Source organism: Stenotrophomonas sp. DR822, from assembly GCF_019793815.1.
Lineage (GTDB): Bacteria > Pseudomonadota > Gammaproteobacteria > Xanthomonadales > Xanthomonadaceae > Stenotrophomonas > Stenotrophomonas indicatrix.
Map to the genome: position 1 here is coordinate 1,668,185 of NZ_CP081826.1, position 24,479 is coordinate 1,692,663.

27 protein-coding genes are annotated in these 24,479 nt (G+C 66.8%); 14 read left to right on the forward strand and 13 right to left on the reverse strand.

All coding sequences use genetic code 11. The annotated features are described in order from the left end of the window. The first annotated feature begins 9 nt into the window (after positions 1 to 9). The 7 genes from rapZ to K5K93_RS07730 all read left to right on the forward strand — a co-directional run bounded on the left by rapZ (position 10) and on the right by K5K93_RS07730 (position 6,590). Positions 10 to 894: an RNase adapter RapZ gene (gene rapZ / locus K5K93_RS07700; protein ID WP_177176978.1), complete on the forward strand. Its 885-nt coding sequence runs from the start codon at positions 10 to 12 to the stop codon at positions 892 to 894. 429 nt (positions 895 to 1,323) lie between these two features. After that, positions 1,324 to 1,716, forward strand: coding sequence for a PTS fructose IIA component family protein (locus K5K93_RS07705; RefSeq protein WP_025874023.1), 393 nt, complete (start codon positions 1,324 to 1,326; stop codon positions 1,714 to 1,716). Then, positions 1,709 to 1,978, forward strand: a complete 270-nt coding sequence (locus K5K93_RS07710) for an HPr family phosphocarrier protein (protein WP_025874024.1) — start codon at positions 1,709 to 1,711, stop codon at positions 1,976 to 1,978. The genes K5K93_RS07705 and K5K93_RS07710 overlap by 8 nt, the downstream gene beginning before the upstream one ends. Before the next feature lie 2 nt (positions 1,979 to 1,980). Further along, positions 1,981 to 3,750 (forward strand): phosphoenolpyruvate--protein phosphotransferase, encoded by a 1,770-nt coding sequence (gene ptsP, locus K5K93_RS07715; protein WP_093817543.1) that lies wholly within the window; start codon positions 1,981 to 1,983, stop codon positions 3,748 to 3,750. 332 nt (positions 3,751 to 4,082) lie between these two features. Further along, positions 4,083 to 5,444 carry a magnesium transporter gene (gene mgtE / locus K5K93_RS07720; protein WP_025874026.1) on the forward strand — a complete coding sequence of 454 codons (1,362 nt, stop codon included), beginning with the start codon at positions 4,083 to 4,085 and terminating at the stop codon, positions 5,442 to 5,444. 11 nt (positions 5,445 to 5,455) lie between these two features. Continuing rightward, on the forward strand, positions 5,456 to 5,722 hold the full coding sequence (locus K5K93_RS07725; RefSeq protein WP_025874027.1) for a hypothetical protein: 267 nt from the start codon (positions 5,456 to 5,458) through the stop codon (positions 5,720 to 5,722). A gap of 70 nt (positions 5,723 to 5,792) precedes the next feature. Then, positions 5,793 to 6,590, forward strand: coding sequence for a prolyl oligopeptidase family serine peptidase (locus tag K5K93_RS07730; protein WP_222390446.1), 798 nt, complete (start codon positions 5,793 to 5,795; stop codon positions 6,588 to 6,590). 54 nt (positions 6,591 to 6,644) lie between these two features. Here K5K93_RS07730 and K5K93_RS07735 read toward each other — a convergent pair whose 3' ends face one another. The 4 genes from K5K93_RS07735 to K5K93_RS07750 all read right to left on the reverse strand — a co-directional run bounded on the left by K5K93_RS07735 (position 6,645) and on the right by K5K93_RS07750 (position 9,366). Beyond that, positions 6,645 to 7,136, reverse strand: coding sequence for a transposase (locus K5K93_RS07735; protein ID WP_222390447.1), 492 nt, complete (start codon positions 7,134 to 7,136; stop codon positions 6,645 to 6,647). A gap of 236 nt (positions 7,137 to 7,372) precedes the next feature. Next, a complete protein-coding gene (locus K5K93_RS07740; protein WP_089239291.1) occupies positions 7,373 to 8,323 on the reverse strand; it encodes an aspartate carbamoyltransferase catalytic subunit in 951 nt (316 codons plus the stop codon). A gap of 16 nt (positions 8,324 to 8,339) precedes the next feature. Then, positions 8,340 to 8,807 carry a Holliday junction resolvase RuvX gene (gene ruvX / locus K5K93_RS07745; protein ID WP_093817540.1) on the reverse strand — a complete coding sequence of 156 codons (468 nt, stop codon included), beginning with the start codon at positions 8,805 to 8,807 and terminating at the stop codon, positions 8,340 to 8,342. Beyond that, complete coding sequence (locus tag K5K93_RS07750; RefSeq protein WP_025874032.1) at positions 8,800 to 9,366, reverse strand: YqgE/AlgH family protein; 567 nt, start codon at positions 9,364 to 9,366, stop codon at positions 8,800 to 8,802. Before K5K93_RS07750 ends, ruvX begins: the two co-directional genes overlap by 8 nt. Before the next feature lie 81 nt (positions 9,367 to 9,447). On the opposite strand from K5K93_RS07750, the gene K5K93_RS07755 reads away from it, so the two are divergent. Beyond that, complete coding sequence (locus K5K93_RS07755; protein ID WP_222390448.1) at positions 9,448 to 11,259, forward strand: DUF4153 domain-containing protein; 1,812 nt, start codon at positions 9,448 to 9,450, stop codon at positions 11,257 to 11,259. Further along, positions 11,256 to 11,801, forward strand: coding sequence for a DNA-3-methyladenine glycosylase I (locus K5K93_RS07760; protein WP_025874034.1), 546 nt, complete (start codon positions 11,256 to 11,258; stop codon positions 11,799 to 11,801). The genes K5K93_RS07755 and K5K93_RS07760 overlap by 4 nt, the downstream gene beginning before the upstream one ends. 74 nt (positions 11,802 to 11,875) lie before the next feature. Here K5K93_RS07760 and K5K93_RS07765 read toward each other — a convergent pair whose 3' ends face one another. Beyond that, entirely contained in the window at positions 11,876 to 12,583 is a 708-nt protein-coding gene (locus K5K93_RS07765) for a YitT family protein (protein WP_025874035.1), read from the reverse strand. Between the two features lie 409 nt (positions 12,584 to 12,992). Then, positions 12,993 to 13,205, reverse strand: coding sequence for a DUF4287 domain-containing protein (locus K5K93_RS07770; protein ID WP_222390449.1), 213 nt, complete (start codon positions 13,203 to 13,205; stop codon positions 12,993 to 12,995). 384 nt (positions 13,206 to 13,589) lie between these two features. On the opposite strand from K5K93_RS07770, the gene K5K93_RS07775 reads away from it, so the two are divergent. Beyond that, on the forward strand, positions 13,590 to 14,489 hold the full coding sequence (locus K5K93_RS07775) for a LysR family transcriptional regulator (protein WP_033830519.1): 900 nt from the start codon (positions 13,590 to 13,592) through the stop codon (positions 14,487 to 14,489). 57 nt (positions 14,490 to 14,546) lie between these two features. Here the strand turns inward: K5K93_RS07775 and K5K93_RS07780 are convergent, their stop codons facing one another. The 5 genes from K5K93_RS07780 to K5K93_RS07800 all read right to left on the reverse strand — a co-directional run bounded on the left by K5K93_RS07780 (position 14,547) and on the right by K5K93_RS07800 (position 19,311). After that, positions 14,547 to 15,530, reverse strand: coding sequence for an aldo/keto reductase (locus K5K93_RS07780; RefSeq protein ID WP_222390450.1), 984 nt, complete (start codon positions 15,528 to 15,530; stop codon positions 14,547 to 14,549). A gap of 88 nt (positions 15,531 to 15,618) precedes the next feature. Further along, entirely contained in the window at positions 15,619 to 16,200 is a 582-nt protein-coding gene (locus tag K5K93_RS07785) for a hypothetical protein (protein WP_222390452.1), read from the reverse strand. 107 nt (positions 16,201 to 16,307) lie between these two features. Then, positions 16,308 to 16,961 carry a PIN domain-containing protein gene (locus K5K93_RS07790; protein WP_222390454.1) on the reverse strand — a complete coding sequence of 218 codons (654 nt, stop codon included), beginning with the start codon at positions 16,959 to 16,961 and terminating at the stop codon, positions 16,308 to 16,310. A gap of 69 nt (positions 16,962 to 17,030) precedes the next feature. Further along, positions 17,031 to 18,125, reverse strand: coding sequence for a PilT/PilU family type 4a pilus ATPase (locus K5K93_RS07795; protein WP_229291357.1), 1,095 nt, complete (start codon positions 18,123 to 18,125; stop codon positions 17,031 to 17,033). 148 nt (positions 18,126 to 18,273) lie between these two features. Next, positions 18,274 to 19,311, reverse strand: coding sequence for a type IV pilus twitching motility protein PilT (locus tag K5K93_RS07800; RefSeq protein ID WP_004147099.1), 1,038 nt, complete (start codon positions 19,309 to 19,311; stop codon positions 18,274 to 18,276). 87 nt (positions 19,312 to 19,398) lie between these two features. Here K5K93_RS07800 and K5K93_RS07805 point away from each other — a divergent pair, with 87 nt between their 5' ends. Beyond that, a complete protein-coding gene (locus K5K93_RS07805; protein ID WP_222390456.1) occupies positions 19,399 to 20,076 on the forward strand; it encodes a YggS family pyridoxal phosphate-dependent enzyme in 678 nt (225 codons plus the stop codon). 16 nt (positions 20,077 to 20,092) lie between these two features. After that, positions 20,093 to 20,914, forward strand: coding sequence for a pyrroline-5-carboxylate reductase (gene proC, locus K5K93_RS07810; protein ID WP_222390459.1), 822 nt, complete (start codon positions 20,093 to 20,095; stop codon positions 20,912 to 20,914). 54 nt (positions 20,915 to 20,968) lie between these two features. On the opposite strand, the gene K5K93_RS07815 is transcribed toward proC, so the two are convergent. After that, positions 20,969 to 21,844 carry a LysR family transcriptional regulator gene (locus K5K93_RS07815; RefSeq protein ID WP_222390461.1) on the reverse strand — a complete coding sequence of 292 codons (876 nt, stop codon included), beginning with the start codon at positions 21,842 to 21,844 and terminating at the stop codon, positions 20,969 to 20,971. Between the two features lie 98 nt (positions 21,845 to 21,942). Here K5K93_RS07815 and K5K93_RS07820 point away from each other — a divergent pair, with 98 nt between their 5' ends. Then, positions 21,943 to 22,545, forward strand: coding sequence for a short chain dehydrogenase (locus tag K5K93_RS07820; protein WP_222390464.1), 603 nt, complete (start codon positions 21,943 to 21,945; stop codon positions 22,543 to 22,545). Positions 22,546 to 22,582: 37 nt separating this feature from the next. Here the strand turns inward: K5K93_RS07820 and soxR are convergent, their stop codons facing one another. Then, complete coding sequence (gene soxR / locus K5K93_RS07825) at positions 22,583 to 23,017, reverse strand: redox-sensitive transcriptional activator SoxR (RefSeq protein WP_222390467.1); 435 nt, start codon at positions 23,015 to 23,017, stop codon at positions 22,583 to 22,585. A 29-nt stretch (positions 23,018 to 23,046) separates the two neighbouring features. Here soxR and K5K93_RS07830 point away from each other — a divergent pair, with 29 nt between their 5' ends. Further along, positions 23,047 to 24,468, forward strand: coding sequence for an MFS transporter (locus tag K5K93_RS07830; RefSeq protein ID WP_222390470.1), 1,422 nt, complete (start codon positions 23,047 to 23,049; stop codon positions 24,466 to 24,468). Positions 24,469 to 24,479 lie beyond the last annotated feature (11 nt).

Below are 24,479 nucleotides of genomic sequence, written 5' to 3' on the forward strand. Positions count from 1 at the left end.
AGCCCGTCCATGAGCACCGTCACTCCCACCGCCCCGACCCTGATCATCGTCAGCGGCCTGTCCGGCTCGGGTAAATCCGTCGCCCTGAAGACCTTCGAGGACCAGGATTACTACTGTTCGGACAACCTGCCGATCCAGCTGCTGCCGGATTTCGTGCGCAATGTGCTGAGCCACCACGACGGCGCAGCATCGCGCCGGTTGGCGGTGGGCATCGACGTGCGTGGGCAGAGCGACCTGACCCAGTTGTCCAGCTGGCGGCAGCTGGCCACCGATGCCGGCGTCGACGCCAAGGTGCTGTTTTTCGAGGCCAGCGATGAAACGGTGCTCAAGCGCTACGCCGACACCCGCCGCCGGCACCCGCTGAGCCAGCTGGGCCTGTCGCTGCCCGAAGCGATTGCCCGTGAGCGCGAGCTGATCGCGCCGCTGCGCCGCGAAGCCGATGCGGTAATCGATACCAGTGCGTTGAACGTGCACCAGCTGCGGCGCCGGATCATCACTGAATTTGCGATGGGCCATGCCAGCCGCCTGTCGCTGCTGTTCGAATCGTTCGCCTACAAGCGTGGCGTGCCGGCCGAGGCCGACTTCGTGTTCGACGCGCGCGTGCTGCCCAACCCGCATTGGGATCCGGAACTGCGTGCGTTGAGCGGCCGCGAGCCCGGCGTGCGCGATTACCTGGAGGCGCAGCCGGATGTGCAGCGCTACCTGGCGCAGCTGATGGATTTCCTGGACACCTGGCTGCCCAAGCTGGGCGATGGCACCCGCAGCTATGTGACGGTGGCCTTCGGTTGCACCGGCGGCAAGCACCGCTCGGTGTTCCTGGCCGAACGCCTGGCCCGCCATGCGCGTGAGATGGGCTGGGAAGACGTGGCGACGTACCACCGCGAACAGGATTGACAGGGTCGGCCTGGCTGCGCCCGGCCACCGCAGAAACCACGGCAACGTCAACAGCAACAGCCGAAGCAACAGCAACATCGGATTCCCTGGGATGGCGAGGCGGTGTGGGCGCGCAGGACATGCCGTAAACCCGTCCTTGGGGGCTCGATGGCGCCATCCATGGCGCCAACGGTCCTGCACCCCCACACCGCCCCGCCTCTGACGGATCGCGGCGGGTCGGAGTTGCACTGTGGATAGGTGTCGACCTTGGTCGACACGGTAGATCCATGCCATGCGTGGATGAATCTCTGTCAGGCATCGAAAAAACGGATGGGGTCGGGGCCCTTTTTCAACGAAAAAGGGCTCTGACCCGAACAACGCTGAATACGGGACACAGTGCCCCTCTCCTGCTGCTATCGCCAATTCACCTTGACCTGTTAACGTGCAGTAATGACCTGTGGCATTCTCCTCGTAACACATCCTGGGGTCGGGATCGCCCTGCTCGACGTGGCGACCCGGCTTCTGCGGCAGTTGCCGCTGAAGACCGAAGCTTTCGAAGTACCGTTCGACGCAGACCTGGATGCTCTGCTCCCGCTCGCCTCGGCCGCTCTGCGGCGGGTCGATGGGGGCGATGGCGTGCTGATCCTGACCGACCTGTACGGCGCCAGCCCTGCCAACCTTGCCGGGCAGCTGGCCCGGCTGGGGACCCCGGTTCGCCGGGTGTCGGCGCTGAGTCTGCCGATGTTGCTGCGGGTGATGAATTATCCGGAACAGGGACTGGATCAACTGCCCGCCACTGCGGCGGCGGGCACCCGTAATGGAGCGATAGTCGACGATGCTTGAACGAGAACTCACTGTGAGCAACCGCCTGGGCCTGCATGCCCGGGCCACCGCCAAGCTGGTGCAGACCCTGGCGCCGTTCCGCTGCAACGTGACCATGGCCGCCAAGGGCCGTGAGATCAACGCCAAGAGCATCATGGGCGTGATGCTGCTGGCGGCCGGGCAAGGCACGCCGGTCACCATCCGCATCAACGGCGAAGACGAAGTCGCCGCGATGGACGCGGTGGTCGACCTGTTCGAGCGTCGCTTCGACGAGGACAACTGAGCGTGCCGCGCGCGCGCGCCGGCCAAACACCTACCGGCCAACGGCCGGTACAGCTGCTGGCCGGCCACGGCGCCGCCCGCGGCACGGCAATGGGCCGCGCCCGCGTGCGCCTGCCGCATGCGCTGGAAGTGGCCGAACAGCGCGTCGCCCCCTCCCAGGTTGAATCCGAGCTGGCGCGCCTGCACCACGCAGTCGACGCGGCGCGCACGGAAATGCACGACCTGCGCCAGCGCCTGCATGGCGCGCTGAACCAGGAGGTCGGCGAGTTCCTCGACCTGCATGCGCTGCTGCTGGACGATCCCGAACTGCTGTTCGGCCTGGACGAACTGATCCGCAGTGGTCCCTACAGTGCCGGCTACGCGCTGCGCCTGCAGCGCGACCGCCTGGCCAAAGTCTTCGATGGCATGGACGATGCCTACCTGAAGAGCCGCATGGACGACCTCGACCATGTGATCGGGCGCATCCATGCGTTCCTGCAGCCCGAGCGGCCCGCAGCGGTGAAGGGCCTGGCCGGCGAAATCCTGGTCTGCGACAACATCGCCCCCTCCGAGCTGGCCCAGCTGCAATCGCACGGTGTGGTCGGCATCGTCACCAGCGCTGGCAGCGCGCTTTCACACAGTGCGATCCTCGCCCGCAGCCTGCACCTGCCGTTGATCGTCAGCGTGCCGCAGCTGCTGAACAAGGTGATCGACGGCGACGTGCTGATCATCGATGGCGCCGACGGCAGCGTCACCGTCAACCCGCAGGCCGACAACCTGCGTGATTACCGCGCGCGCCTGAAGGAGCACGCACGCGAGCAGCGCGAGCTTGGCCGCCTGCGCAGCAAGCCCAGCCGCACCCGCGACCAGGTCGACATCGCACTGCTGGCCAACGCCGAATCGCTGGAAGATGTGACCCAAGCGCATGCGCTGGGCGCCCATGGCCTGGGCCTGTACCGCACCGAATTCCTGTTCCTGCAGCGCAACGAGCTGCCGGACGAAGAAGAACAGTTCCAGACCTACCGCGATGCGGCGCTGGGCATGAGCGGCCGGCCGGTGACCATCCGCACCCTCGACCTGGGTGCTGACAAGGCCGACCGCACCGGCCTGACCCTGAGCAACGAGGAAAACCCGGCGCTGGGCCTGCGCGGCGTGCGCCTGTCGCTGGCCCGGCCCAAGGTGGCCGATACCCAGATGCGCGCGATCCTGCGCGCCTCGGCCTACGGCAAGCTGCGCGTGCTGGTGCCCATGGTCAGCACCCGCGACGAACTGCTGGCGGTACGCCGGCGCATGCTGAAACTGGGCGAGCAACTGCGCGCCGAGGGCCACATGGTGGCCGAGCACGTACCACTGGGCGCGATGATCGAAGTACCCGCCGCCGCGCTGGCGCTGGAGAGCTTCATCGACCTGGTCGACTTCCTGTCGATCGGCACCAACGATCTGGTGCAGTACCTGCTGGCCGCCGACCGCAACAACGAAGCACTGGGCGAACTGTATTCGCCGCTGCATCCGGCGGTGCTGCGCCTGCTGCAGATGGTGATCGAGACCGGCGCACGCCATCGCATTCCGGTAGCGGTATGCGGCGAAATCGCCGGCGACGCACGGATGACCCCGCTGCTGCTGGCACTGGGCCTGACCGAGTTCAGCCTGCACCCGGGCACCCTGCTGGAAGTACGCCGGGCCGTCCGTGATGCCGACCTGGGGGCCCTGCGCGCACGCGCACCGAAGCTGCTGGGCATGCGTGACCGCCGCGGCATCGAGCGCTGGCTGGCGCTTGTGGCGGACGCGTCCTGACCCCCGCGCTACGCGCTCGCCGGGCACGGCCCGGCGCTACCGCCGCGTGCCACCTTGGGTAGCGCCGGGCCATGCCCGGCGGATTCGATACCGCCGCGTGCCACCTTTGGTAGCGCCGGGCCATGCCCGGCGGATTCGGTCTGGAGCAGCAGCCCCTTGTTGTTCAAGGGGCGCGCCGACAGGCGGGGGATCAGGTGGCATGCGTGGACCCCTGTGGCCTGTGGCCAGCGGGGTATGCGCTGAAACATCCCCTTGCGATAATGACGCGCTGAACACCCCTGTTGCCGCATCCTTGCTGGGATCGCGGCTTTTCTTATCCCGCGGGAGCTGCGATGGCTGAGGCCGTACGCCACGACAAGACTGCGCGCCAACTGCGGATGCTGTCCGATGCACTGGACAGCGGCCGGCTGGGCCCGGTACGCCGTCTGGTCAATACCCTGGCGCCGGCCGAGATCGGCAACCTGCTCGAATCGCTGCCGCCGGGCAAGCGCGAGATCGTCTGGGGCCTGGTCGATCCGGAAGATGACGGCGAGGTGCTGGTCCACGTCGGCGACGACGTGCGCGAAAGCCTGCTCGCGGACATGGACCCGGACGAAATCATCGCCGCGGTCGAAGACCTCGACATCGACGATCTGGCCGACCTGGTTGAAGACCTGCCGGATACGGTCATCGACGAAGTCCTCAAGTCGATGGACCGCGAGAACCGCGAGCGCCTGGAGCAGGTGCTGTCCTACCCCGAGGACAGCGCCGGCCGCCTGATGAACCCGGACGTGGTGACGGTACGCGCCGACGTCAACGTCGATGTGGTGTTGCGCTACCTGCGCCTGCGCGGCGAACTGCCGGACCACACCGATCACCTGTTCGTGGTCAGCCGCCGCCACCAGTACCTGGGTCGGGTGTCGCTGGCCTCACTGGTGACCCATGAAGACACCACCCCGATCAACCGCCTGATCGACGATGAGCAGCCTGCCATCGATGTCGGCGAGAGCGACCAGGAAGTGGCGCGGCAGTTCTCCGACCATGACTGGATCTCCGCGCCGGTGGTGGATGACAACAACATCCTGATCGGCCGCATCACCATCGATGACGTGGTCGACATCATCCGTGGCCAGGCCGAGCACCAGGCGCTGGGCGCCGCCGGCCTGGACGAGGATGAAGATCTGTTCAGCCCGGTCTGGCGCGCGATGCGCCGCCGCTTGATGTGGCTGTCGGTGAATCTGTGCACGGCGTTCCTGGCCTCCAGCGTGGTCGGCCACTTCGAGGGCACCATCGACAAGCTGGTCGCCCTGGCGGTGTTGATGCCGATCGTCGCCGGCCTTGGCGGCAACGCCGGCACCCAGGTGCTGGCGCTGATGGTACGCGGCCTGGCACTGGGCCAGGTCGGCAGTTCCAACGCACGCACGCTGCTGTGGAAGGAAGTGCGGGTGGCCCTGCTCAATGGCGTGGTGCTCGGTTCTGTGCTGGGCCTGATCGTGCTCGCCTGGTTCCACTCACCCGGGCTCTCGGCCGTGATCGCCATCGCGTTGACCTGCAACCTGTTGTTCGCGGCGCTTGCCGGCGTGCTGGTGCCCCTGGGCCTGAAGCGCTTCGGCTTCGATCCGGCGCTGGCCAGCGGCATCTTCCTGACAGCGGTGACCGACTCGATGGGTTTCTTCACCTTCCTCGGCCTGGCCACCATGGTCCTGCTGCACTGACTGGAACTGCCATGGCAACGACGATCGAAAACTACTTTGCGCCGGGTTGGCGCGACCAGCTGCACACCTGTGCCGCCTGCGAGTGGAAAGGCAGTTCGCGGGCAATGGTGATGGAACTGGACGAGGACGCCACCGAGTACGTGTGCCCGGTGTGCGAGAACCCGTTGCTGGTGGTGCTGCACCCGGACATGGCGCAGGTGCAGGCCGCGGCCGCAGGCGGCAATGCCGAAGCACAGGAGCAGCTGGAGATCATCGCCAGCTTCCCGCGCCCGCAGTGATGCGGCGCACGATGCCGGGCCGGTCGCGGCGCACTACCATCGAGGCGACATCGCCCTCATGGGAACCGCCATGCTTCGATCGCTTCTGCGCTGGCTGCCGCTGCTGGTCCTGCTGATGTTGACCGGGTGTGCCAGTACGCCGCCCGGTGCGCGCGGCCACTTCGAGGCACGCGCGGTGAAGGTGGACGGCGACACCGCCTACTACCAGGTGTTCATCCCGGCCGCTGCCGCGCGCGCGGCCGGTCCGCTGCCGGTGGTGCTTTTCCTGCACGGCTCCGGCGAGCGCGGCGGCGATGGCGTGAAGCAGACCCACGCAGGCCTGGGCCCGTACCTGCGCCGGCACGCGGCCGACTTCCCCGCGCTGGCGGTGTTTCCGCAGGTCCCCGGCGCCGAGGAATGGAGCGGCCGCAACAACCGGGTGGCGATCGCGGCACTGGACGCCACAATCGCTGAATTCGGCGCTGACCCGGCAAGGCAGTACCTGACCGGAATGTCGATGGGTGGCTATGGCAGCTGGAACATCGCGCTGGACGATCCGAAGCGCTTTGCCGCGATCGTGCCGGTCTGCGGTGCGGTGCTGGCACCACGTGCGGTACGCCCTACCCTGTTCGTTGAGCAGGTGGCGAACGTAGCGGACCCTCATGCGGTGATCGCGCAACGGTTGCAGCGCACCCCGATCTGGATCTTCCACGGCGCGCTGGATGATGTGGTGCCACCGGATGATGATCGCCGGCTGCATGCCGCGTTCCAGACCGCCGGCGCGCGTGACGTGCGCTATACCGAGTACGCGGAGGGCAACCACAATGCCTGGGATGCCACCTACGCCGACGCAGCGATGTGGGCGTGGTTGTTCGCCCAGAAGCGCTGAACCACGGCCCCTGCTGGAAAACGTATGTCGGTGGGTGCCGACCGTTGGTCGGCACTATCTCTCCAATCCAATGTGTTCAATTGCCTGGAACCTCCCTTCGATCTGCCATCGACACCACGCATGGGGATATTCACCAAGCTGTGCGGTCAGCCCTGCCCTGATCGGATTCCCCAACACGTACATCGCATGCCGGTACAGTGATTCATCGGAGCGGATCGCGTGGTCGTGATAGCTCGATTGCCAGAATCGCCCTGATCGGCCGAACATGCGGTTGATCCGCAATGCACTGCTCGATTTGAAGCGTTGCATGATGTAATCCAGCGAGAATGCGCGGAGTTCCACAAGGCAATGGATGTGGTCCGGCATGACCACATAGGCAAGTGAGTGTGTCAGGCCGTCAGCATCAATGCGGCGGACCACGTCCATCACCACCTTCGCGGCAGTGGCATCGTCGAAGTAGCGTCGACGCCCCTGAGTGACGGTGGTCAGGATGTAGGATTGCCCGATCCGGGAATGGCGGCCAAGGCATAGACGTGCACGGTTCATGGGCACAAGCGTGTGCCTGCCGGCAGTGCCCTTCTATCGGGCAACTACTCCGATGCAGGTAGGCCTGTAGCCAATCAATGGTTGCGCCCAGCGCTTCATGGGACTGATTGCTCTGTGCCGACCAACGGTCGGCACCTACCGAGGCAGTTCGAGGTGATTCCCCTATGTGCCGACCAACGGTCGGCACCCACCAAGGTAGTTCAAGGCAAATTCCCACCCAACCGGGTCTCGGGGTATCAACCCAGCAGGGTTTCCAGCACGGCCATGCGTACGGCGACGCCGTTGGCGACCTGGCGCAGCACCCACGACTGCGGGCCGTCGGCCACGTCATCGGTCACTTCCACGCCGCGGTTGATCGGGCCCGGGTGCAGCACGGCTGCGTCCTTGCCGGCGCGGGCCAGGCGTGCGGTGTTCAGGCCGTACTGTGCGTGGTACTGCTCCAGCGACGGCACCAGGCCTTCTTCCATGCGCTCGCGCTGCAGGCGCAACATCATCAGCGCATCGACGCCTTCCAGCATCGCGTCGAAATCATCACCGACCACGCAGCCCTTGAGGGTGTCGTCGTCGGGCAACAGCGATTGCGGGCCGCATACGCGGATCTCGCCCACGCCCAGCGTGCGCAGGGCATGCAGGTCGGTGCGGGCAACGCGTGAGTGCTTGACGTCACCGACGATCACCACCTTCATCTTCGAGAAGTCCGGGCCCTTGGCCTGGCGCAGGGTCAGCATGTCCAGCAGGCCCTGGGTCGGGTGCGAGCTGCGGCCGTCGCCGGCATTGACCAGCGCGGTGCCCTCGCCCGCCACGGCAGCCAGTGCCGCCACGGCGCCGTCATCGGGGTGGCGCACCACGAAACCACGCACGCCCATCGCTTCCAGGTTCTTCAGCGTGTCGCAGGCGGTTTCGCCCTTGCGCGTGGACGAGGTGGAGGCGTCGAAGTTCAGCACGTCCGCCCCCAGCCGCTGCGCCGCCAGATGGAACGAGCTGCGGGTACGGGTGGAGGGTTCGAAGAACAACGTGCACACCGCCGATCCGCCCAGCACGTGGCGCTTGTTGCCGACACGGCCGACCGCGGCATCGCGGATCTGGCCAGCGCGGTCGAGCAGTTGCACCAGGGTGTCGCGGGGAAGACCTTCAAGCGTCAACAGGTGGCGCAGGCGGCCGGAGTCATCGAGTTGCTGGGCGGTCATGGCGGGGTTCGTATCGTCAGGGAATGGGAATGGCGTCGTCCGGCGACGACAACCAGCGGTCGATGATCACCGCCGCAGCCACGGCATCGAGCGCAGCCGCGTCGCGACGACGCTTGCGCCCTTCGGCGCGCTCGACGGCGAAGCGGCGGGCGGCCTCGACCGAGCTGGAACGCTCGTCGATCATCTCCACCGGCAGCTTGAAACGTTCCCGCAGCTGGCGGGCAAAGCCCTGCGCGCGCTTGCGGTTGGGCTGGTCTTGGCCGTCCAGGGTCAGCGGATCGCCGACCACCAGGCCATCGGGCTTCCATTCCTTGAGCAGGCGTTCGATCGCCGCCCAGTCGGGGCCATTGCCGTGCACATCGACCACGGCCACCGCGCGTGCATGCGCGGCGAAGGCACTGCCGATCGCCACGCCGATCCGGCGCGAGCCGACATCGAAACCGAGTACGGTGCCATCGCGACGGATGAGGGCCGGCTCAGACATGGCCGCTGTAATCGGTCAGCCGGAACAGATCGACGCCAATGCGCGACGCGGCGCCCTGCCAGCGCTGTTCCAGCGGCAGCTGGAACACCAGTTCGGCATCGGCCGGCACGGTCAGCCAGCTGTTTTCGGACAGTTCGCTTTCCAGCTGGCCGGCACTCCAGCCCGCGCAGCCCAGGGTGACCACGGCATTGGCCGGGCCTTCGCCGCGCGCCATCGCCTCGAGGATGTCACGCGAGGTGGTCAGGTACAGGCCGTCACCGACGACGAGGCTGGAATCCCACGCGCGCGCGTCGTCATGGATGACGAAGCCACGCTCGGGATGCACCGGTCCGCCATTGAGCACCGGACGCGCCTGCAGGACGCCATCGCCGGTAGCGATATCCATCTGCGCAAGCACTTCGCCCAGGGTGTACTCGGACGGCTGGTTGACCAGCACCCCCATTGCCCCGTTCTCGTCGTGCTGGCAGATCAGCGCGACGGTGCGGGCGAAGGTGGCGTCGATCAGCGACGGCAGCGCCACGAGCAGGTGATTGGCGAGGGAAGTCGGCGTTACTGGCATGGGCGCCATTCTAACCGCTGCGACCGGATGCGGGCGCGAAGGGATGGGCTAGGATGGCGCTCTTGCAAGGAGGACGACCCGATGCAGCAGGATGCAACGCTGTCATGGCCCACCCGCAGCATGATCGTGTTGATCGCACTGCTGCAGGGATTGATGCTTTTCGCGGCCCAGGAACTGGCGGATCAATGGCCGTTCCGGGACATCGGCTGGCGCTACTGCTGGTATGCCTGGGTATTGACCGTGCCCACCGCAGTGGCCTTGACGCTGGTCGATCTGAAGGCCTGGCGCCTGTGGCTGCACGCCGGGTTGGCCTCGTTGCTGGTCCTCGCGCTGGCCGCCTGGACCGCTTGGAACCTGAGCGGAGAAACCGCGCTGTATGCGGCCGTGCTGCAGGTTCCGCTCTCGATCTGCCTGGCCGTTGCCACGTTCATTGCCCTGCCGTGGTGGCAGTTCCGCTTGCATGGCGGACATTGGCGGGCCGACTATGGCGCGTTGTTCGAACGCGCCTGGCAGAACGGGCTGACCCTGGTGCTGGCGGCGGTGTTCACCGGCTTGACCTGGCTGCTGCTGTGGCTGTGGGCGGCGCTGTTCCGGATGGTCAAGGTCGACTTTTTCCACGTCCTGTTCGGCAGCGATGCCTTCATCGCCTTGGCCACCGGCATGCTGGCAGGCTTCGGCGTGCTGATCGGGCGCACCCAGCATCGTGCGATGCAGATCACCCGCCAGGTGCTCTTCGCGATCTGCCGCGGCCTGCTGCCATTGCTGTCGTTCATCGCGGTGCTGTTCGTGCTGTCGCTGCCGTTCACCGGGCTGGCGCCGCTGTGGGCCACGCGCTCGGCCGCCAGCCTGTTGCTGGTGCTGGCGGTGCTGCTGATCAGCCTGGCCAACGCGGTCTACCAGCACGACGACGGCACCCCGCCCTACCCGGCATGGCTGCGCCGGCTGGTCGAGGCCAGCCTGCTGGCACTGCCGATCTACGCCGGCCTGGCGCTGTATGCGATGTCCCTGCGGGTCAGCCAGTACGGCTGGACCCTCTCGCGCTTCTGGGGCGTGGCGGTCGCCGTGCTGATTGCCGGCTATGCCATCGGCTACGCCTTCGCCGCACTGCGTCGGCACGGGCGTTGGCTGCATCGGCTTGAGCCGGTCAACCGCTGGATGTGCTGGGCCGTGCTGGCAACCGCCCTGCTGGCGATCTCGCCGGTGATCGATCCGGTGCGCATCACCCTGGCCAGCCAGATGAAGCGCCTGCGCGCCGATCCGGCGTTGATGACCGCGGACGCTGCAGACCAGCTGCGTTTCGAGCTGGGCCGCCGCGGTGTGCAGGCGCTGCGCACGCAGCAGAAAGCACCGTCATTGGCGGCCGACACCCGCGCCTCCAGCATCATCGTGCAGGCCCTGGCCCGGCAGAAGCGTGAGTCACGCTGGGACAACGACATCGACGATGGCGTGCGCGACCTGGCGAGCCTGAAGTCCCGGATCGTGCAGGCCAAGGGCACCGCATCGCCAGCCGATGACTGGTGGCAGGCGGTACTGGACCGTCGCTTGGATGCGGGCGATTGCCTGGACGACGACAAGACCGGCGACAACCGCTGCGTCACCCTGCGCCGTGACCTGGATGGCGATGGCCAAGACGACGTGCTGCTGTGCCTGACCAGTGTGTACAGCGGTCCGCGCTGCCAGCTGCACGTGCGTGAACCGGCTGGCTGGAGAAAGGAGGGTGAGGTTTCCTTCCAGGACGTTGACCAGCGCACCTCGGACGGGGCCGCACAGGCCCTGCGCGACGGCCGCCTGACCATGCAGCCGCCGCGCTGGCCGACGCTGCTGCTTGACGGCGCGGCAGGCCAGCTGGAGATTGACCGCAGCAACGACCGCGCGGAGGCGGCCACACCATGAGCGGATACTGCCGCATCGCCCCGGGCCATCCGGTGCACGAGTACTACCACGCCAATGAATATGGCTTCCCGCAGCGCGATGAGCGTGAACTGTTCGAGCGCCTGCTGCTGGAGATCAACCAGGCCGGCCTGAGCTGGGAGACCATCCTGAAGAAGCGCGAGGGATTCCGCGCGGCCTATGACGCGTTCGACGTTGATCGCGTCGCCGCCTACGCCGAGCAGGACATCGAGCGCCTGCTGTCGGACCCGGGCATCATCCGCAACCGCTTGAAGGTGCTGGCGGCGATCCACAACGCGCAGGTGATCCAGCAGCTGCGCCAGAGCCACGGCAGTTTCGCCGCCTGGCTGGACGCACACCATCCGCGCAGCAAGGCCGACTGGGTCAAGCTGTTCAAGAAGACGTTCCGCTTCACCGGCGGCGAGATCACCGGCGAGTTCCTGATGAGCCTGGGCTACCTGCCGGGCGCGCATGCCGAGGACTGCCCGGTGCATGCAACGCTGCTGAAGCTGGCACCGCCGTGGGTACAGGCAGCGCGCGGCTGATGCGCATCCGCCGGGCATGGCCCGGCGCTACCGGGGCGCGTGGCGCCTGGGCAGGCGATCCGCCGAATGCGGAATCAGACGCCCATGTAGCGGCCCGGGCGGTGGTTGAACATCAGCACCAGGCTGAGCACCACCGCACCGATGGCCGAGTACATCACCTTCGACGGCGACAGCACGAAGAACGCGGCCACCATCAGGCACGCATCGAAGGACATCTGCACCTTGCCGGCGCTCCAGCCGCGGGTGCGCTGCAGGTACACCGCCAGGATGCCGATGCCGCCGAGGCTGGCGCGGTGGCGGATGAAGAACAGGATGCCCAGGCCGGACAGCGCGCCACCGACCAGCGCCGAGTACAGCGGCGCGATATGCGAAAAGTCCGCCCAGCGCGGCAGGATGTCGGTGAGCAGGCCGCAGGCGGTGACCGCTGCGAACGTCTTCAGGGTGAATTCCCAGCCCATGCGGCGCACGGCCACCCAGTAGAACGGCAGGTTGACCAGCACGAACACCAGGCCGAAGTTCCAGCCCATCGAATAGTGCAGCAGGAAGGCCATGCCGGCCATGCCGCCGATCATCAGCCCGCCCTTGGCGAAGATCGCCAGGCCCAGTGAGGCCACGAGCATGGCCAGCACCATGCCCTGCACGTCCTCGGCGACCGAGTGGCGCAGCGCCTTCTCATCGGCGGGGGTGCCGGCAACATCGGGCGGCGGGGTCAGCGGGCCAGCGGTGACCAGGTGGCCGTCAGCGTCGTCGCACGGCGCCGGGCCATGGGATTGGAGGGACATACAGGTGGGGGCACTACGGGTGGGGAGCGGTATTAGACACGATCTGCATGACAGTTGCAGATGAAATCGTTCAGTTGGGAGTTGCGGCGAACGGCGCAGCCGCTCGTGGCTGGGCGGCATACTGCCTCCGAATCTGGCAGTGGGCCGGGCGGGTGGGCTGTGCAGGGGGCGCTGCAAGTACGTCCATGTAAGCTCGGTCGCCGCTTGCTCGTGCGCGCTATCCCGCGCGCACGGCAAGACCGGGGTTGAGCGTCCTGCCCAACCCGCCCGAGGCATGCCTCGGGCCCATGCGGCTCACGCCCCTGCACAGCCCACCCACCCGGCCCCCGGACAGGTTCCGTGCGCGTCCAGCCACGTAGAGAGAAAAGAAGAGCAGAAGCGGGTCGCTGCGCTCGGTGGAGCGGTTGTCTCAGCGCCGGGTGGCCAGGTGGTGGGCGACCAGGGCGTTTGCGTGGCCATGGCCCAGCCCGTGCTCGGATTTCAGGAAGCTGACCAGCTCCATATGCTTCAAGCCCGGCCGTTTGGCCAGCAGCCCCAGCCAATGCGTCACCGGCTGCCCGTAGGTCTTTTCGATGGAAGGAAAATAGGACGCCGGGCCCTTGGGTTTGCTATCGGTGCTCATGTGCTGCTCCCTGTTGTTTGGAAAGTACCCATTCGACGAACCACGGAACCACAAATCGACATCGGCATTTACCGACCAGCGCCGGTACCACCGGGTACGCATCCACGCATGGCGTGGATCTACGTGTCGACCAAGGTCGACACCTACCAACAGCACCGGGAAACTGTCGAAGGCGGGGTGGGTCCGGTTGCAGGGGCGTGAGCGCCATGGATGGCGCGACCGAGCTTACAGGGACGTACTTGCAGCGTCCCCTGCAACCGGACCCACCCCGCCATCCCACAGGAACCAGCTTTTGCTCTTGCTTCGGCTGTTGCTGTTGAGGTTGCCGGCCAGCGGCCGGCACTACTGCGGGCGCCGGGCGCAGCCCGGCCGTATCATCCCCTCATGCCGCGTGAAAACCTCAACGATCTGCAAGCCTTCGTCCACGTTGCCCGCGAAGGCAGCTTCACCAAGGCCGCTGCCCAGCTGGGCGTCTCGCAATCCGCCCTCAGTCACGCCATGCGCGGGCTGGAAGAGCGACTGGGCGTGCGCCTGCTGACCCGCACCACCCGCAGCGTCGCCACCACCGAGGCCGGTGCCCGCCTGCTGGAAACCCTGGCGCCGCGCCTGGCCGAGATCGAAGACGAACTGGCCGCGCTGGCCGAGTACCGCGAGCGCCCCGCAGGCACCATCCGCATCAACGCCACCGGCCACGCCGCCGAGTACCTGGCCTGGCCCAGGCTGGCACCGCTGCTGCAGCAGTACCCGGACCTGAAGGTCGAGCTGACCACCGATTACGGCTTGGCCGACATCGTCGCCGAGCGCTACGACATCGGCATCCGTCTCGGTGAGCGCCTGGCACGCGACATGGTGGCGCTGCCGATCAGTCCGCCGCTGCGCATGCGCGTGGTGGGCGCACCGTCGTACTTCCGCCAGCACGTGGCGCCGGTGCATCCGCACGATCTGGCCGCGCACAACTGCATCACCCTGCGCCTGCCCACCCATGGCGGCCTGATGCCGTGGGATTTCGGCCAGGACGGCAACGAACTCAGCATCCGTGTCTCCGGCCAATGGACCTTCAACACCATGGGCATGACACGGGCTGCAGCGCTGGCCGGCAGCGGACTGGCCTGGTTGCCCGAAGACCAGGTGCAGGCGGCCCTGCTGGAAGGCCGCCTGCAATCAACACTGGATGACTGGTGCCCGCACTTCGATGGCTACTACGCGTATTACCCGTCACGCCGGCATGTCACCGTGGCGATGCGTACGGTGCTTGATGCGCTGCGCGGGCCGATGGTGGGGTGAGGCGTGCGGACCAACGGTCCGCACCCAGCACAGGACGAAAGTCCGCACCCACTGCGATCAGCCCTTGGCCTGCGCTGCGCGCTGCGCGTTGTAGCGCTCGCCGACGATGGCGATCTCCTGCAGCGTCTGCGCGATGCGCTCCAGCTCCGCGGGAGACAGCTGCAGGTCGGCGGCGGCAAGGTTCTCTTCCAGGCGATGGATCCTGGTCGTACCCGGAATCGGCACGATCCACGGTGCCTGCGCCAGCAGCCAGGCCAGCGCGACCTGTGCCGGGGTGGCGCCCCGCGCTGCCGCGATCGTGGTGATGCGGTCAACCAGCGCCTGATTGGCGCGACGCGCTTCCACTTCGAAGCGTGGCACGGTGTTGCGGAAATCGTTGTCGGCGAAGGTGGTGTCGGCATTGATCGCGCCGGTCAGGAAGCCGCGACCGAGCGGGCTGAACGGCACGAAGCCGATGCCGAGTTCCTGCAGCGCCGGCAGCAGTTCGCGTTCCGGTTCGCGCCACCACAGCGAGTACTCGCTCTGCACTGCAGCCACCGGTTGCACGGCATGCGCGCGACGCACCGTGGCGGCACTGGCTTCGGACAAGCCGAAGTGGCGCACCTTGCCCTCGGCGATCAGGTCACGCACGGTGCCGGCCACATCCTCGATCGGCACGTTCGGATCCACGCGGTGCTGGTAGAACAGGTCGATGTACTCGGTGCGCAGGCGCTTGAGGCTGGCTTCGGCCACCGCACGGATGTTCTGCGGACGACTGTCCAGGCCGGTGTCGACCTGTGCGTCCTTGAAGCCGAACTTGGTGGCGATCACCAGCTTGTCGCGGTGCGGTGCCAGCGCCCTGCCGAGCAGGTCTTCGTTGGTATGCGGTCCATAGACCTCGGCGGTGTCGAAGAAGGTCACGCCGCGCTCGACCGCCGCGTGCAGCAGAGCGATGCCCTGGCTCTGCTCGACGGCGGGACCGTAGCCGTGGCTCAGGCCCATGCAGCCCAGGCCCAGGGCGGAGACTTTCAGGCCGCTGCGGCCGAGTTCACGTGTCTGCATCGTCGTGCTCCAGTAGGGGAGCGATGACGATACGCCTGCGGGGGCAGCGGATTGAACGACCTGGATGGCAGTCGGTCATGACTGGATTTCATGAATGCAGTTCGCCCGCCACAATCGCCAGGATCGCCAGCAACAGCAGCGCGACGCCAGGCAGCAGCATGAGGACGTGCCAGACGCCGAAGCGGTCCATGCGCCGCATGTCCACCTTCTCGTCCAGATGGTAGCGGCGCAGCAGGCTGTTGACCGGCAGCAGCGGCACAAAGGTGCACAACGAAAGCAGCGCGCCGCCATGGGGCAGCCGACCGGCGAAATTGAGCAGGAAGAACAGCGCCCCCAGCAGACCTGGCGCAAAGGCCAGCTGCCGGCGGCGCGACTGCGCGATATCACGCAGATCGCTGAAGCAGAAAAATGCCCAGATCGGTGAGAACAGCGCGCGCGCCCATGGCCACTGGTTGCCGTCGGTTTCGCGCTTGATGGCGCGCCAGTTCTGCCAGAACCAGTAAAGCGGATACAGGCCCAGCGTGGCCAGCGACAGCGCGGCGATCTTCATCGTCGGCGGCGAGTAATACACCGCTTGGTTGGATCTGGCGAAGCTGTCCTGCGCGGACTGCAGTACCGGTGGACGCGCAGGCGTTGCCGCCGGCGCACGGTACGGATCGTGCATTTCCATATGCGAACCTCGTGTTGTCACGCCGGCAGGGTGCCGGCTCCCCCTGTCCCGCGAGCGCGGTGACCGCGCGACTATCGCAGAGCCTGCAGGGGCGACGCCAGTGCCGCTCAGGCGCGCATGGCGGCTACCTGGTAACAGACCTTGTTGCCCTCCAGCACGATCCACTTCTTCTGCTGCAGCTGCTGCACCAGCGCGTTGACTTCACCCGCAGGCAAAGCCTTCTGGAACAGGTTGTTGATGGAGTTGTGCAGTGCCGCCTTTGAACCGGGTCGCGCCTTGTCCTGCCGCACCAGCCAGTCGCGCAGATGCACCAACCGGGTATCCGGCGGCATGGTTTTCGTTGCAGGCGATGCAGCTGCAGCAGCCTTCTGCCGCGCGGAGCGGAACATCGGCAGATCGGCCACGGAGGTACAGCGGCCTGCCTGCAGGCCACGCGACCTCAGGTGTGCCACCAACGGATCGAAACCGGTGTCCTTGGAAATGATGTGAAAGAACACCTTGGGATCGCTGGCCGCCATCTCGCCGATATAGAACGCGATGTGGAAATCCAGCGCGTTGGGGCCGCTGCCATGGCAGCGTATGTAACGACCCTGGCTGCCCAATGCCTGCATGGCCTCAGCCACATCCATGCTGATGCGTGCCTGCGATGCACCGACGAATACCAGAACCGTGAACCCCGGCGCGGCCAGCTCCTTCAGGGAAGGCGGCTGGACGTTCTCGAAATCAATCAATACCACGTTGCGGGCCAACGGCATATCCATATGCACTCCCCTGTAGTGCTCGCCATGGCACAGGCCCCCGCATGCCGGGGACCGCCATGTACGCGGTGATCAACGGACCTCTGAAATCTCCACGCCATCCAGCCCCTGCGACAGGGTGCGGGCATCGCCGCCCTGGCTGAGCTTGATGCGCAGGCGCACCTCGTTCTGCGAATCGGCGTAGCGCAGTGCGTCCTCGTAGCTGATCTCACCGGCCTGGTACAGTTCGAACAGGCTCTGGTCGAAGGTCTTCATGCCCAGCTGGACCGATTCCTTCATCAGCTCCTTCAGCTTGTGGATCTCGCCGTCGCGGATGTAGTCCTGCACCAGCGGCGTGCCCAGCAGGATCTCCATCGCCACCTTGCGCGAGCGGCCATCCGGCGAAGGAATCAACTGCTGCGCGACCACGCCCTTGAGGTTCAGCGACAGATCCATCAACAGCTGGTTGCGGCGATCTTCCGGGAAGAAGTTGACGATGCGGTCCATCGCCTGGTTGGCGTTGTTGGCGTGCAGCGTGCACAGCACCAGATGGCCGGTTTCGGCGAAGGCGATGGCATGGTCCATGCCCTCGCGGGTACGCACTTCGCCGATCATGATCACATCCGGCGCCTGGCGCAGGGTGTTCTTCAGCGCGGCTTCCCAGCTGTCGGTATCGATGCCGACTTCGCGCTGGGTGATGATGCAGCCCTCGTGCTTGTGCACGAACTCGATCGGATCTTCGATGGTGATGATGTGCCCGGTCGAATTCTGGTTGCGGTAACCGATCATCGCTGCCAGCGAGGTTGATTTACCGGTACCGGTAGCGCCGACGAACAGGATGATGCCGCGCTTGGTCATCGCCAGCGTCTTGATGATCGGCGGCAGGCTCAGCTCTTCCACGGTCGGGATGCGCGTCTCGATGCGACGCAGCACCATGCCGACCTGGTTGCGCTGGTAGAAGCAGCTCACGCGGAAGCGGCCGACGCCGGACAGGCCGATGGCGAAGTTGCATTCGTGGGTCTTTTCGAATTCTTCGCGCTGCGCCGGCGTCATCACGTTCAGCACCAGGTCGCGGCTCTGCTGCGGCGTCAGTGGCGTCTGGGTGATTGGCGAAATCTTGCCGTTGACCTTGATCGCCGGCGGCATGCCGGCAGTGATGAACAGGTCCGAGGCGCGCTGGTGCGCCATCAGCTTGAGGAACGAGGTGAAATCGATGGTGGTCGCGGTGGTGTTCACGGCGGGCTCCCAATGGGGCATGTACCAGGAATCGGTCGGTGGAGGAAACAGCGCGGGGCCGGCCACGTATTCGCGCGCCCTGCCCCGCCATTGCCTCGCCTTACTCGAACAGACGCTTGTCCTTGGCGTATTCGCGGGCCTGGTTGCGGGTGATCAGGCTGCGCTTGACCAGGTCCTGCAGGTGCTGGTCCAGGGTCATCATGCCGTACTGCTGGCCGGTCTGGATGGCCGAATACATCTGCGCCACCTTGTCCTCGCGGATCAGGTTGCGGATGGCTGGGGTGCCGACCATGATTTCCCAGGCGGCGGTACGACCGCCACCGACCTTCTTCAGCAGCGCCTGCGAAATGACCGCGCGCAGCGATTCGGACAGCATCGAGCGCACCATCGGCTTTTCGCCGGCCGGGAACACGTCGATGATGCGGTCGATGGTCTTGGCCGCCGAACTGGTGTGCAGGGTGCCGAATACCAGGTGGCCGGTTTCCGCGGCGGTCAGCGCCAGGCGGATGGTTTCCAGGTCACGCAGTTCGCCGACCAGGATGATGTCCGGGTCCTCACGCAGTGCCGAACGCAGCGCTTCATTGAAGCCGTGCGTATCGCGGTGCACTTCGCGCTGGTTGATCAGGCACTTCTGCGAGGTGTGCACGAATTCGATCGGATCCTCGACGGTGAGGATGTGGCCGTACTCGTTCTTGTTGATGTAGTCGATCATCGCCGCCAGCGTGGTCGACTTGCCCGAACCGGTCGGGCCGGTCACCAGGATCAGGCCCTGCGGCTGCTGGATCACCTCGCGGAACAGCGGCGGGCAGGCCAGGTCTTCCAGGGTCAGCACTTCGGACGGAATGGTACGGAACACCGCACCGGCGCCACGGTTCTGGTTGAACGCATTGACACGGAAGCGCGCCAGCGACGGGATCTCGAAGGAGAAATCGACTTCGAGGAACTCCTCGTAATCGCGGCGCTGCTTGTCGGACATGATGTCGTACACCAGCGCGTGGACCTGCTTGTGGTCCAGGGCTGGAATGTTGATCCGGCGAACATCGCCGTCCACGCGGATCATCGGCGGCAGGCCTGCGGACAGATGCAGGTCGGACGCTTTGTTCTTTACGGAAAACGCCAACAGCTCGGCGATATCCATGAGCGGCTACTCCCCAATAACGGCTTCGACTGGAAGGATCTTTCCCCGGGCGGCAGTATAGCCTCCTGATTGAACGGAACGCGTTACGTGGCCACTCCCCTGCCCCAGATCCTGAGCAACCTGCACAACGCCGCCGCTGCCGCCGGGCGGCCACCGCCGCGCCTGCTGGCGGTGTCCAAGACCCAGCCGGCCGAGGCCGTGGCTGCGCTTGCCGCGCAGGGCCAGACCGCGTTCGGCGAGAACTACGTGCAGGAAGCGCTGGCCAAGATGCAGGAACTGCAGCCGCTGGGCCTGGAATGGCACCTGATCGGCCACCTGCAGTCGAACAAGGCCGAACCGGTGGCCACGCACTTCGATTGGGTGCAGAGCGTGGACCGGCCCAAGCTGGTCGGCGCGCTGGCCCGCTACCGCCCCGCTGAACGCGGCCCGCTGAACGTACTCATCCAGGTCAACATCGATGACGAGTCGAGCAAGCACGGCTGCGCGCCGGACGACGTGGACGCGCTGGCGACAACCATCGCCGCCGAGCCGAACCTGCGCCTGCGCGGCCTGATGGCGATTCCCGCGCCATGGCCCGACACCGAGCGCCGGCGCGACGCGTTCGTGCGCATGCGCACACTTTTCGAGGCGCTGGCTGCCGCTCATGCCCAGGTGGACACCCTGTCGATGGGCATGAGCAGCGACTACGCTGAAGCGATCGCCGAAGGTGCCACCCTGGTGCGCATCGGTACCGCCCTGTTCGGCGCGCGTCCGCGCCCGGCCTGATTCCAAGGAGATTCCCATGGCAGCTGATCCCATCACCTTCATCGGCGGCGGTAACATGGCCCGCAGCCTGATTGCCGGCCTGATCCGGCAGGGCGTGCCGGCCACCCACATCCACGTGGCCGAGCCAGTGGCCGAACTGCGCGAAAAACTGGCTGCCGATTTCGGCGTGCAGACCTACGACAACGCGGCCGCTGCGGCGGCGCAGGGCAACACGTGGCTGCTGGCGGTGAAACCGCAGGTGCTGCGCGAGGTCTGCCAGTCACTGCAGGTGTTGGCGCAGGCACAGGAGCCGTTGGTGATCTCGATCGCCGCCGGCATCACCAGCCCGCAGCTGCAGCGCTGGTTGGGTGGCACGCTGCCGGTGGTGCGCGCGATGCCCAACACCCCGGCCCTGCTCGGCGCCGGGGTCACCGGCCTGTATGCCACGCCAGCGGTGGATGCGCAGCAGCATGCGCAGGCCGAACGCGTGCTGGCCAGCGCGGGACGCACGGTGTGGATCGACGACGAAGCGCAGATGGATTCGGTCACCGCCGTATCCGGCAGTGGCCCGGCCTATGTGTTCCTGCTGGCCGAAGCAATGGAAGCGGCCGGCATCGCACAAGGCCTGCCTGCAGAAGCGGCGCGCACGCTGGTGGTGCAGACACTGCTGGGCGCCTCGCGCATGCTGGACGAAGCCGGTGAAAGCCCAGCCGAACTGCGGCGCCGGGTGACCTCCCCCAACGGCACCACCCAGGCGGCGATCGAGAGCTTCCAGGCCGGCGGGTTTGAAGCGTTGGTGGAAAAGGCACTGCGTGCGGCGCAGGTGCGTGGGCAGGAACTGTCTGCGGCCAATGATTGAAACAGGTGTGCCGACCAACGGTCGGCACCCACCGCCATCCACGCATGCGTGGATCTACGCGCCCAGCCTGGCCATGACGAAATCAACGAAACACTGCAGCCGGGGTCGTGGGCGACGGTCGGGCAGGTAGATCAGGTGCATCGGCCGTGGCTCGGGCAGATGGTCGCGCAGCAGCGGCTTCAATCGTCCCGCTGCGATTTCGCCGGCAAGCAGCGCGGTCGGCTGCAGCACCAGGCCTGCGCCCGCCACGGCTGCTTCGCGGAGCACGTAGCCGTCATTGCTGGTCAACCGCGCTTCCCAATCGACCTGTTCGCCATTGGCCAGCTGCCAACCGTGACCGCCGCGCCAGGCCAGGTGGCTCAGGCAATCATGTCCTTCAAGATCGGCGGGCGTGCGCGGCGTACCACGGCGGCGCAGGTACGACGGTGATGCACACAGACTCATCGCATACGGCGGCAGCGGCCGCGCCACCAGTTCCTGCGACGGCAGCGGACCGACGCGGATGGCTGCATCGAAGCCATCCTCGATCAGGTCGATGCGGCGATTGCTCAGGTCCAGCTCGATGTTCAGCAGCGGCTGTGCCCGCAGCAGCTCGCTCAACACGGGAGCCAGCACGCAGCTGCCCCAGGTGGTCGGCGCACTGACCCGCAACAGCCCGCGTGGCTGCACCTGCAGCCCGGCCACGTCCGCCTCGGCCTGCTGCACCTGTTCCAGCACCTGCCGGCAACCGGCCAGGTAGGCAGTGCCGGCTTCGGTCAGGCGTTGGCGCCGGGTGTTCCGCTGCAGCAGCGCGGTGCCCAGGTGCGCTTCCAGCTGCTGGATGTACTTGCCGACCATCACCGCCGAGACCTGCAGGCGGCTGGCGGCGGCGGAAAAACTACCGTGCTCGGCCACGGCGACGAAGGCCTGCATGCAGCGCAAGGTATCCATTGCAAACCCATGGTTCGGAATATGCGAATCATACGCCGCTTACCAAACCAGCCGGTGACGGCGCAGACTGCATCCATCCCCTCTCGCAAGGAGCTGTCATGAAGATTCTTCTCGTCGGTGCCAGCGGCACCCTCGGCCAGGCGGTCGCCCGCCACCTGGGCCAGCAGCACGACATCCTCGCTGCCGGCCGCCACAGCGGCAACCTGCGCGTGGACCTCACCGACGACGCCAGCGTGCGCGAGCTGTTCGCGCAGACCGGCCCGGTCGATGCGGTGATCTCCACCACCGGCAAGCTGCATTTCGGCCCGTTGCAGCAGATGACACCCGAACAGTTCAACGTCGGCCTGCAGGACAAGCTGCTCGGCCAGGTACGCCTTGCACTGGCCGCGCAGCACCATCTCAACGCTGGCGGCTCGATCACCCTGACAAGTGGCATCGTCAGCGCGCAGCCGATCCGCGATGGCGCCAACGCCACTGCCGTCAATCATGCGCTGGAAGGTTTCGTGCGGGCGGCGGCGCTGGAACTGCTGCCGCGCGGGCTGCGCATCAACGTGGTCAGCCCGAACGTGCTGGTGGAATCGATGGAAGCCTACGGCCCCTACTTCCCCGGCTTCGAAGCGGTGACCGCACAGCGCGCGGCACTGGCCTTCCAGCGCGCGGTAGAAGGCATCCAGAGCGGCGAAACCATCACCGTCTGGTAACGAGCGTGCCGACCACGGTCGGCACCCACCCGCACGGTCAGCCCCAGCGCATCGGGCCGTCGCCGCGCTCGCCGAGCACGTCATCCGGGTTGGCCAGGCGGCAGCGCTTCAGTGACAGGCAACCGCAGCCGATGCAGCCGGTCAGCTCGTCGCGCAGCAGCTGCAACACGTGGATACGTTCCTCCAGCTCCACCTGCCAGCGTGCCGACAGCTTGGCCCAGTCGGCCTTGGTCGGCGCCCGCCCCTGCGGCAGGCTCTCGAACGCACGTGCCACCGCTTCCAGCGGCATGCCCACGCGTTGCGCCACACGGATCACCGCCAACCGGCGCAGTACGTCGCGGGCGTAGCGACGCTGGTTACCCGACGTGCGCAGGCTGCTGATCAACCCCTTGCGCTCGTAGAAATGCAGCGCAGAGACGGCCACGCCGCTGCGACGGGCGACATCGCCGACGCTCATGTCCTGTGCCAGCATCGATTGACCTCAACTTTGGTTGAGGTGGCATGCTGCTACCATCGCCGCCAGATGACAAGCGCGGCCCGTCCGCCCCCCGCAGGAACCCGATGCCCTCCCCCGCTGCCACGGCCGATCCGGTCGATTCCTCCATCCTGTCCGCGCGCTACCGCGCCACCACCCTGGGCATGGTCGCCCTGGTCTCCCTGCATGCCTTCGAGGCACTGGCGGTGGCCGCGGCAATGCCGACCGTGGCCGAGGCCCTGGACGGCCTGCGCCTGTATGCGTTGGGCTTCGGCGGCACCTTGGCCACCAGCGTGATCGGCATGACCCTGGCCGGCCGCTGGGCCGACCGCCACGGCCCCGCACGCCCGCTATGGTGGGGCCTGGCCTGCTTCGTGCTGGGCCTGCTGCTGGCGGGCTTCGCCCTGCGCATGGGCATGCTGGTGGCCGGACGCCTGCTGCAGGGCCTGGGCGCAGGCGCCATTTCGGTGTCGCTGTATGTGATGGTCGGCCGGACCTATCCCGAGCATCTGCGGCCGAAGGTCTTCGCCGCGTTCTCTGCCGGTTGGGTGGTGCCGTCGATGATCGGCCCGGCGCTGAGTGGTGTGATCGTGCAGCATCTTGGCTGGCGCTGGGTGTTCCTGGCGGTGCCGCTGCTGGCGATACCGGCCGGCCTGCTGCTGCGACCGGCGCTGGCGCGCATGCAGGCTGCAGCCACGGATGTTGCCGATGATGGCCGCGGCAACATCGTGCGCTGGGCCAGTGGCGCCTCCCTGGCTGCCCTGCTGCTGTATCTGGGCGGGCAACAACAGGGCGTACCGGCACTGCTGTGCATCGGCGTGGCGATGCTGGCGCTGCTGTTCTGCGTGCATCGGCTGTTGCCCGCCGGCACCCTGCGCCTGCGCCGTGGCCTGCCCAGCGTGATCGCATTGCGTGGTGTGGCCGCTGCCGCGTTCTTCGCCTGCGAGGCCTACCTGCCCCTGCTGCTGCAGCGCGAGCGTGGGCTGTCACCCAGTTGGGCCGGTGCCGTGCTGAGCCTGGGTGCGCTGGGCTGGTTCACCGGCTCGTGGCTGCAGGGTCACCAGCAGCGCGGCTGGTCGCGGCAGCAACTGCTGCGCGTGGGCGCACCGCTGATGACCGTGGGCATCGCCGCGACGCTGGCGGTGCTGTTCACTGCGGTGCCACTGCCGGTCGCCCTGGTCGGCTGGACGTTGACCGGCTTCGGCATGGGCATGATCTACGCCAGCCTGTCGGTACTGACGTTGTCACTGTCACCGCCGCACGAACAGGGCGCGAACACCTCGGCCCTGCAGTTGAGCGAAGCATTGTCGGTGACCACCGCACTGGCGGTATCCGGCGCGCTGTTCGCACTGTTCGTGGAAAGCGCCCCGCATACCGGTTACATCCTGTGCCTGGCCATCACCCTGGGCCTGGCGGTGTTCGCCACGGTGATCGCACGTCGCGTGTAGACGCCTGGAGA

Bases quoted from the DNA above. Each gene is read 5' to 3' on its own strand.
- K5K93_RS07830 (WP_222390470.1), top strand. From the start codon at position 23,047: ATGCTGCTACCATCGCCGCCAGATGACAAGCGCGGCCCGTCCGCCCCC.
- K5K93_RS07755 (WP_222390448.1), top strand. From the start codon at position 9,448: ATGCAGCAGGATGCAACGCTGTCATGGCCCACCCGCAGCATGATCGTG.
- K5K93_RS07760 (WP_025874034.1), top strand. From the start codon at position 11,256: ATGAGCGGATACTGCCGCATCGCCCCGGGCCATCCGGTGCACGAGTAC.
- ruvX (WP_093817540.1), bottom strand. From the start codon at position 8,807: ATGTCTGAGCCGGCCCTCATCCGTCGCGATGGCACCGTACTCGGTTTC.
- K5K93_RS07790 (WP_222390454.1), bottom strand. From the start codon at position 16,961: ATGGATATGCCGTTGGCCCGCAACGTGGTATTGATTGATTTCGAGAAC.
- K5K93_RS07820 (WP_222390464.1), top strand. From the start codon at position 21,943: ATGAAGATTCTTCTCGTCGGTGCCAGCGGCACCCTCGGCCAGGCGGTC.
- K5K93_RS07740 (WP_089239291.1), bottom strand. From the start codon at position 8,323: ATGACCGCCCAGCAACTCGATGACTCCGGCCGCCTGCGCCACCTGTTG.
- K5K93_RS07750 (WP_025874032.1), bottom strand. From the start codon at position 9,366: ATGCCAGTAACGCCGACTTCCCTCGCCAATCACCTGCTCGTGGCGCTG.
- K5K93_RS07795 (WP_229291357.1), bottom strand. From the start codon at position 18,125: ATGGCGCACCAGCGCGCCTCGGACCTGTTCATCACTGCCGGCATGCCG.
- mgtE (WP_025874026.1), top strand. From the start codon at position 4,083: ATGGCTGAGGCCGTACGCCACGACAAGACTGCGCGCCAACTGCGGATG.
- K5K93_RS07730 (WP_222390446.1), top strand. From the start codon at position 5,793: ATGCTTCGATCGCTTCTGCGCTGGCTGCCGCTGCTGGTCCTGCTGATG.
- K5K93_RS07770 (WP_222390449.1), bottom strand. From the start codon at position 13,205: ATGAGCACCGATAGCAAACCCAAGGGCCCGGCGTCCTATTTTCCTTCC.
- K5K93_RS07765 (WP_025874035.1), bottom strand. From the start codon at position 12,583: ATGTCCCTCCAATCCCATGGCCCGGCGCCGTGCGACGACGCTGACGGC.
- K5K93_RS07735 (WP_222390447.1), bottom strand. From the start codon at position 7,136: ATGAACCGTGCACGTCTATGCCTTGGCCGCCATTCCCGGATCGGGCAA.
- K5K93_RS07800 (WP_004147099.1), bottom strand. From the start codon at position 19,311: ATGGATATCGCCGAGCTGTTGGCGTTTTCCGTAAAGAACAAAGCGTCC.
- K5K93_RS07725 (WP_025874027.1), top strand. From the start codon at position 5,456: ATGGCAACGACGATCGAAAACTACTTTGCGCCGGGTTGGCGCGACCAG.
- K5K93_RS07815 (WP_222390461.1), bottom strand. From the start codon at position 21,844: ATGGATACCTTGCGCTGCATGCAGGCCTTCGTCGCCGTGGCCGAGCAC.
- K5K93_RS07705 (WP_025874023.1), top strand. From the start codon at position 1,324: ATGACCTGTGGCATTCTCCTCGTAACACATCCTGGGGTCGGGATCGCC.
- soxR (WP_222390467.1), bottom strand. From the start codon at position 23,017: ATGCTGGCACAGGACATGAGCGTCGGCGATGTCGCCCGTCGCAGCGGC.
- K5K93_RS07710 (WP_025874024.1), top strand. From the start codon at position 1,709: ATGCTTGAACGAGAACTCACTGTGAGCAACCGCCTGGGCCTGCATGCC.
- K5K93_RS07785 (WP_222390452.1), bottom strand. From the start codon at position 16,200: ATGGAAATGCACGATCCGTACCGTGCGCCGGCGGCAACGCCTGCGCGT.
- rapZ (WP_177176978.1), top strand. From the start codon at position 10: ATGAGCACCGTCACTCCCACCGCCCCGACCCTGATCATCGTCAGCGGC.
- K5K93_RS07775 (WP_033830519.1), top strand. From the start codon at position 13,590: ATGCCGCGTGAAAACCTCAACGATCTGCAAGCCTTCGTCCACGTTGCC.
- K5K93_RS07780 (WP_222390450.1), bottom strand. From the start codon at position 15,530: ATGCAGACACGTGAACTCGGCCGCAGCGGCCTGAAAGTCTCCGCCCTG.
- proC (WP_222390459.1), top strand. From the start codon at position 20,093: ATGGCAGCTGATCCCATCACCTTCATCGGCGGCGGTAACATGGCCCGC.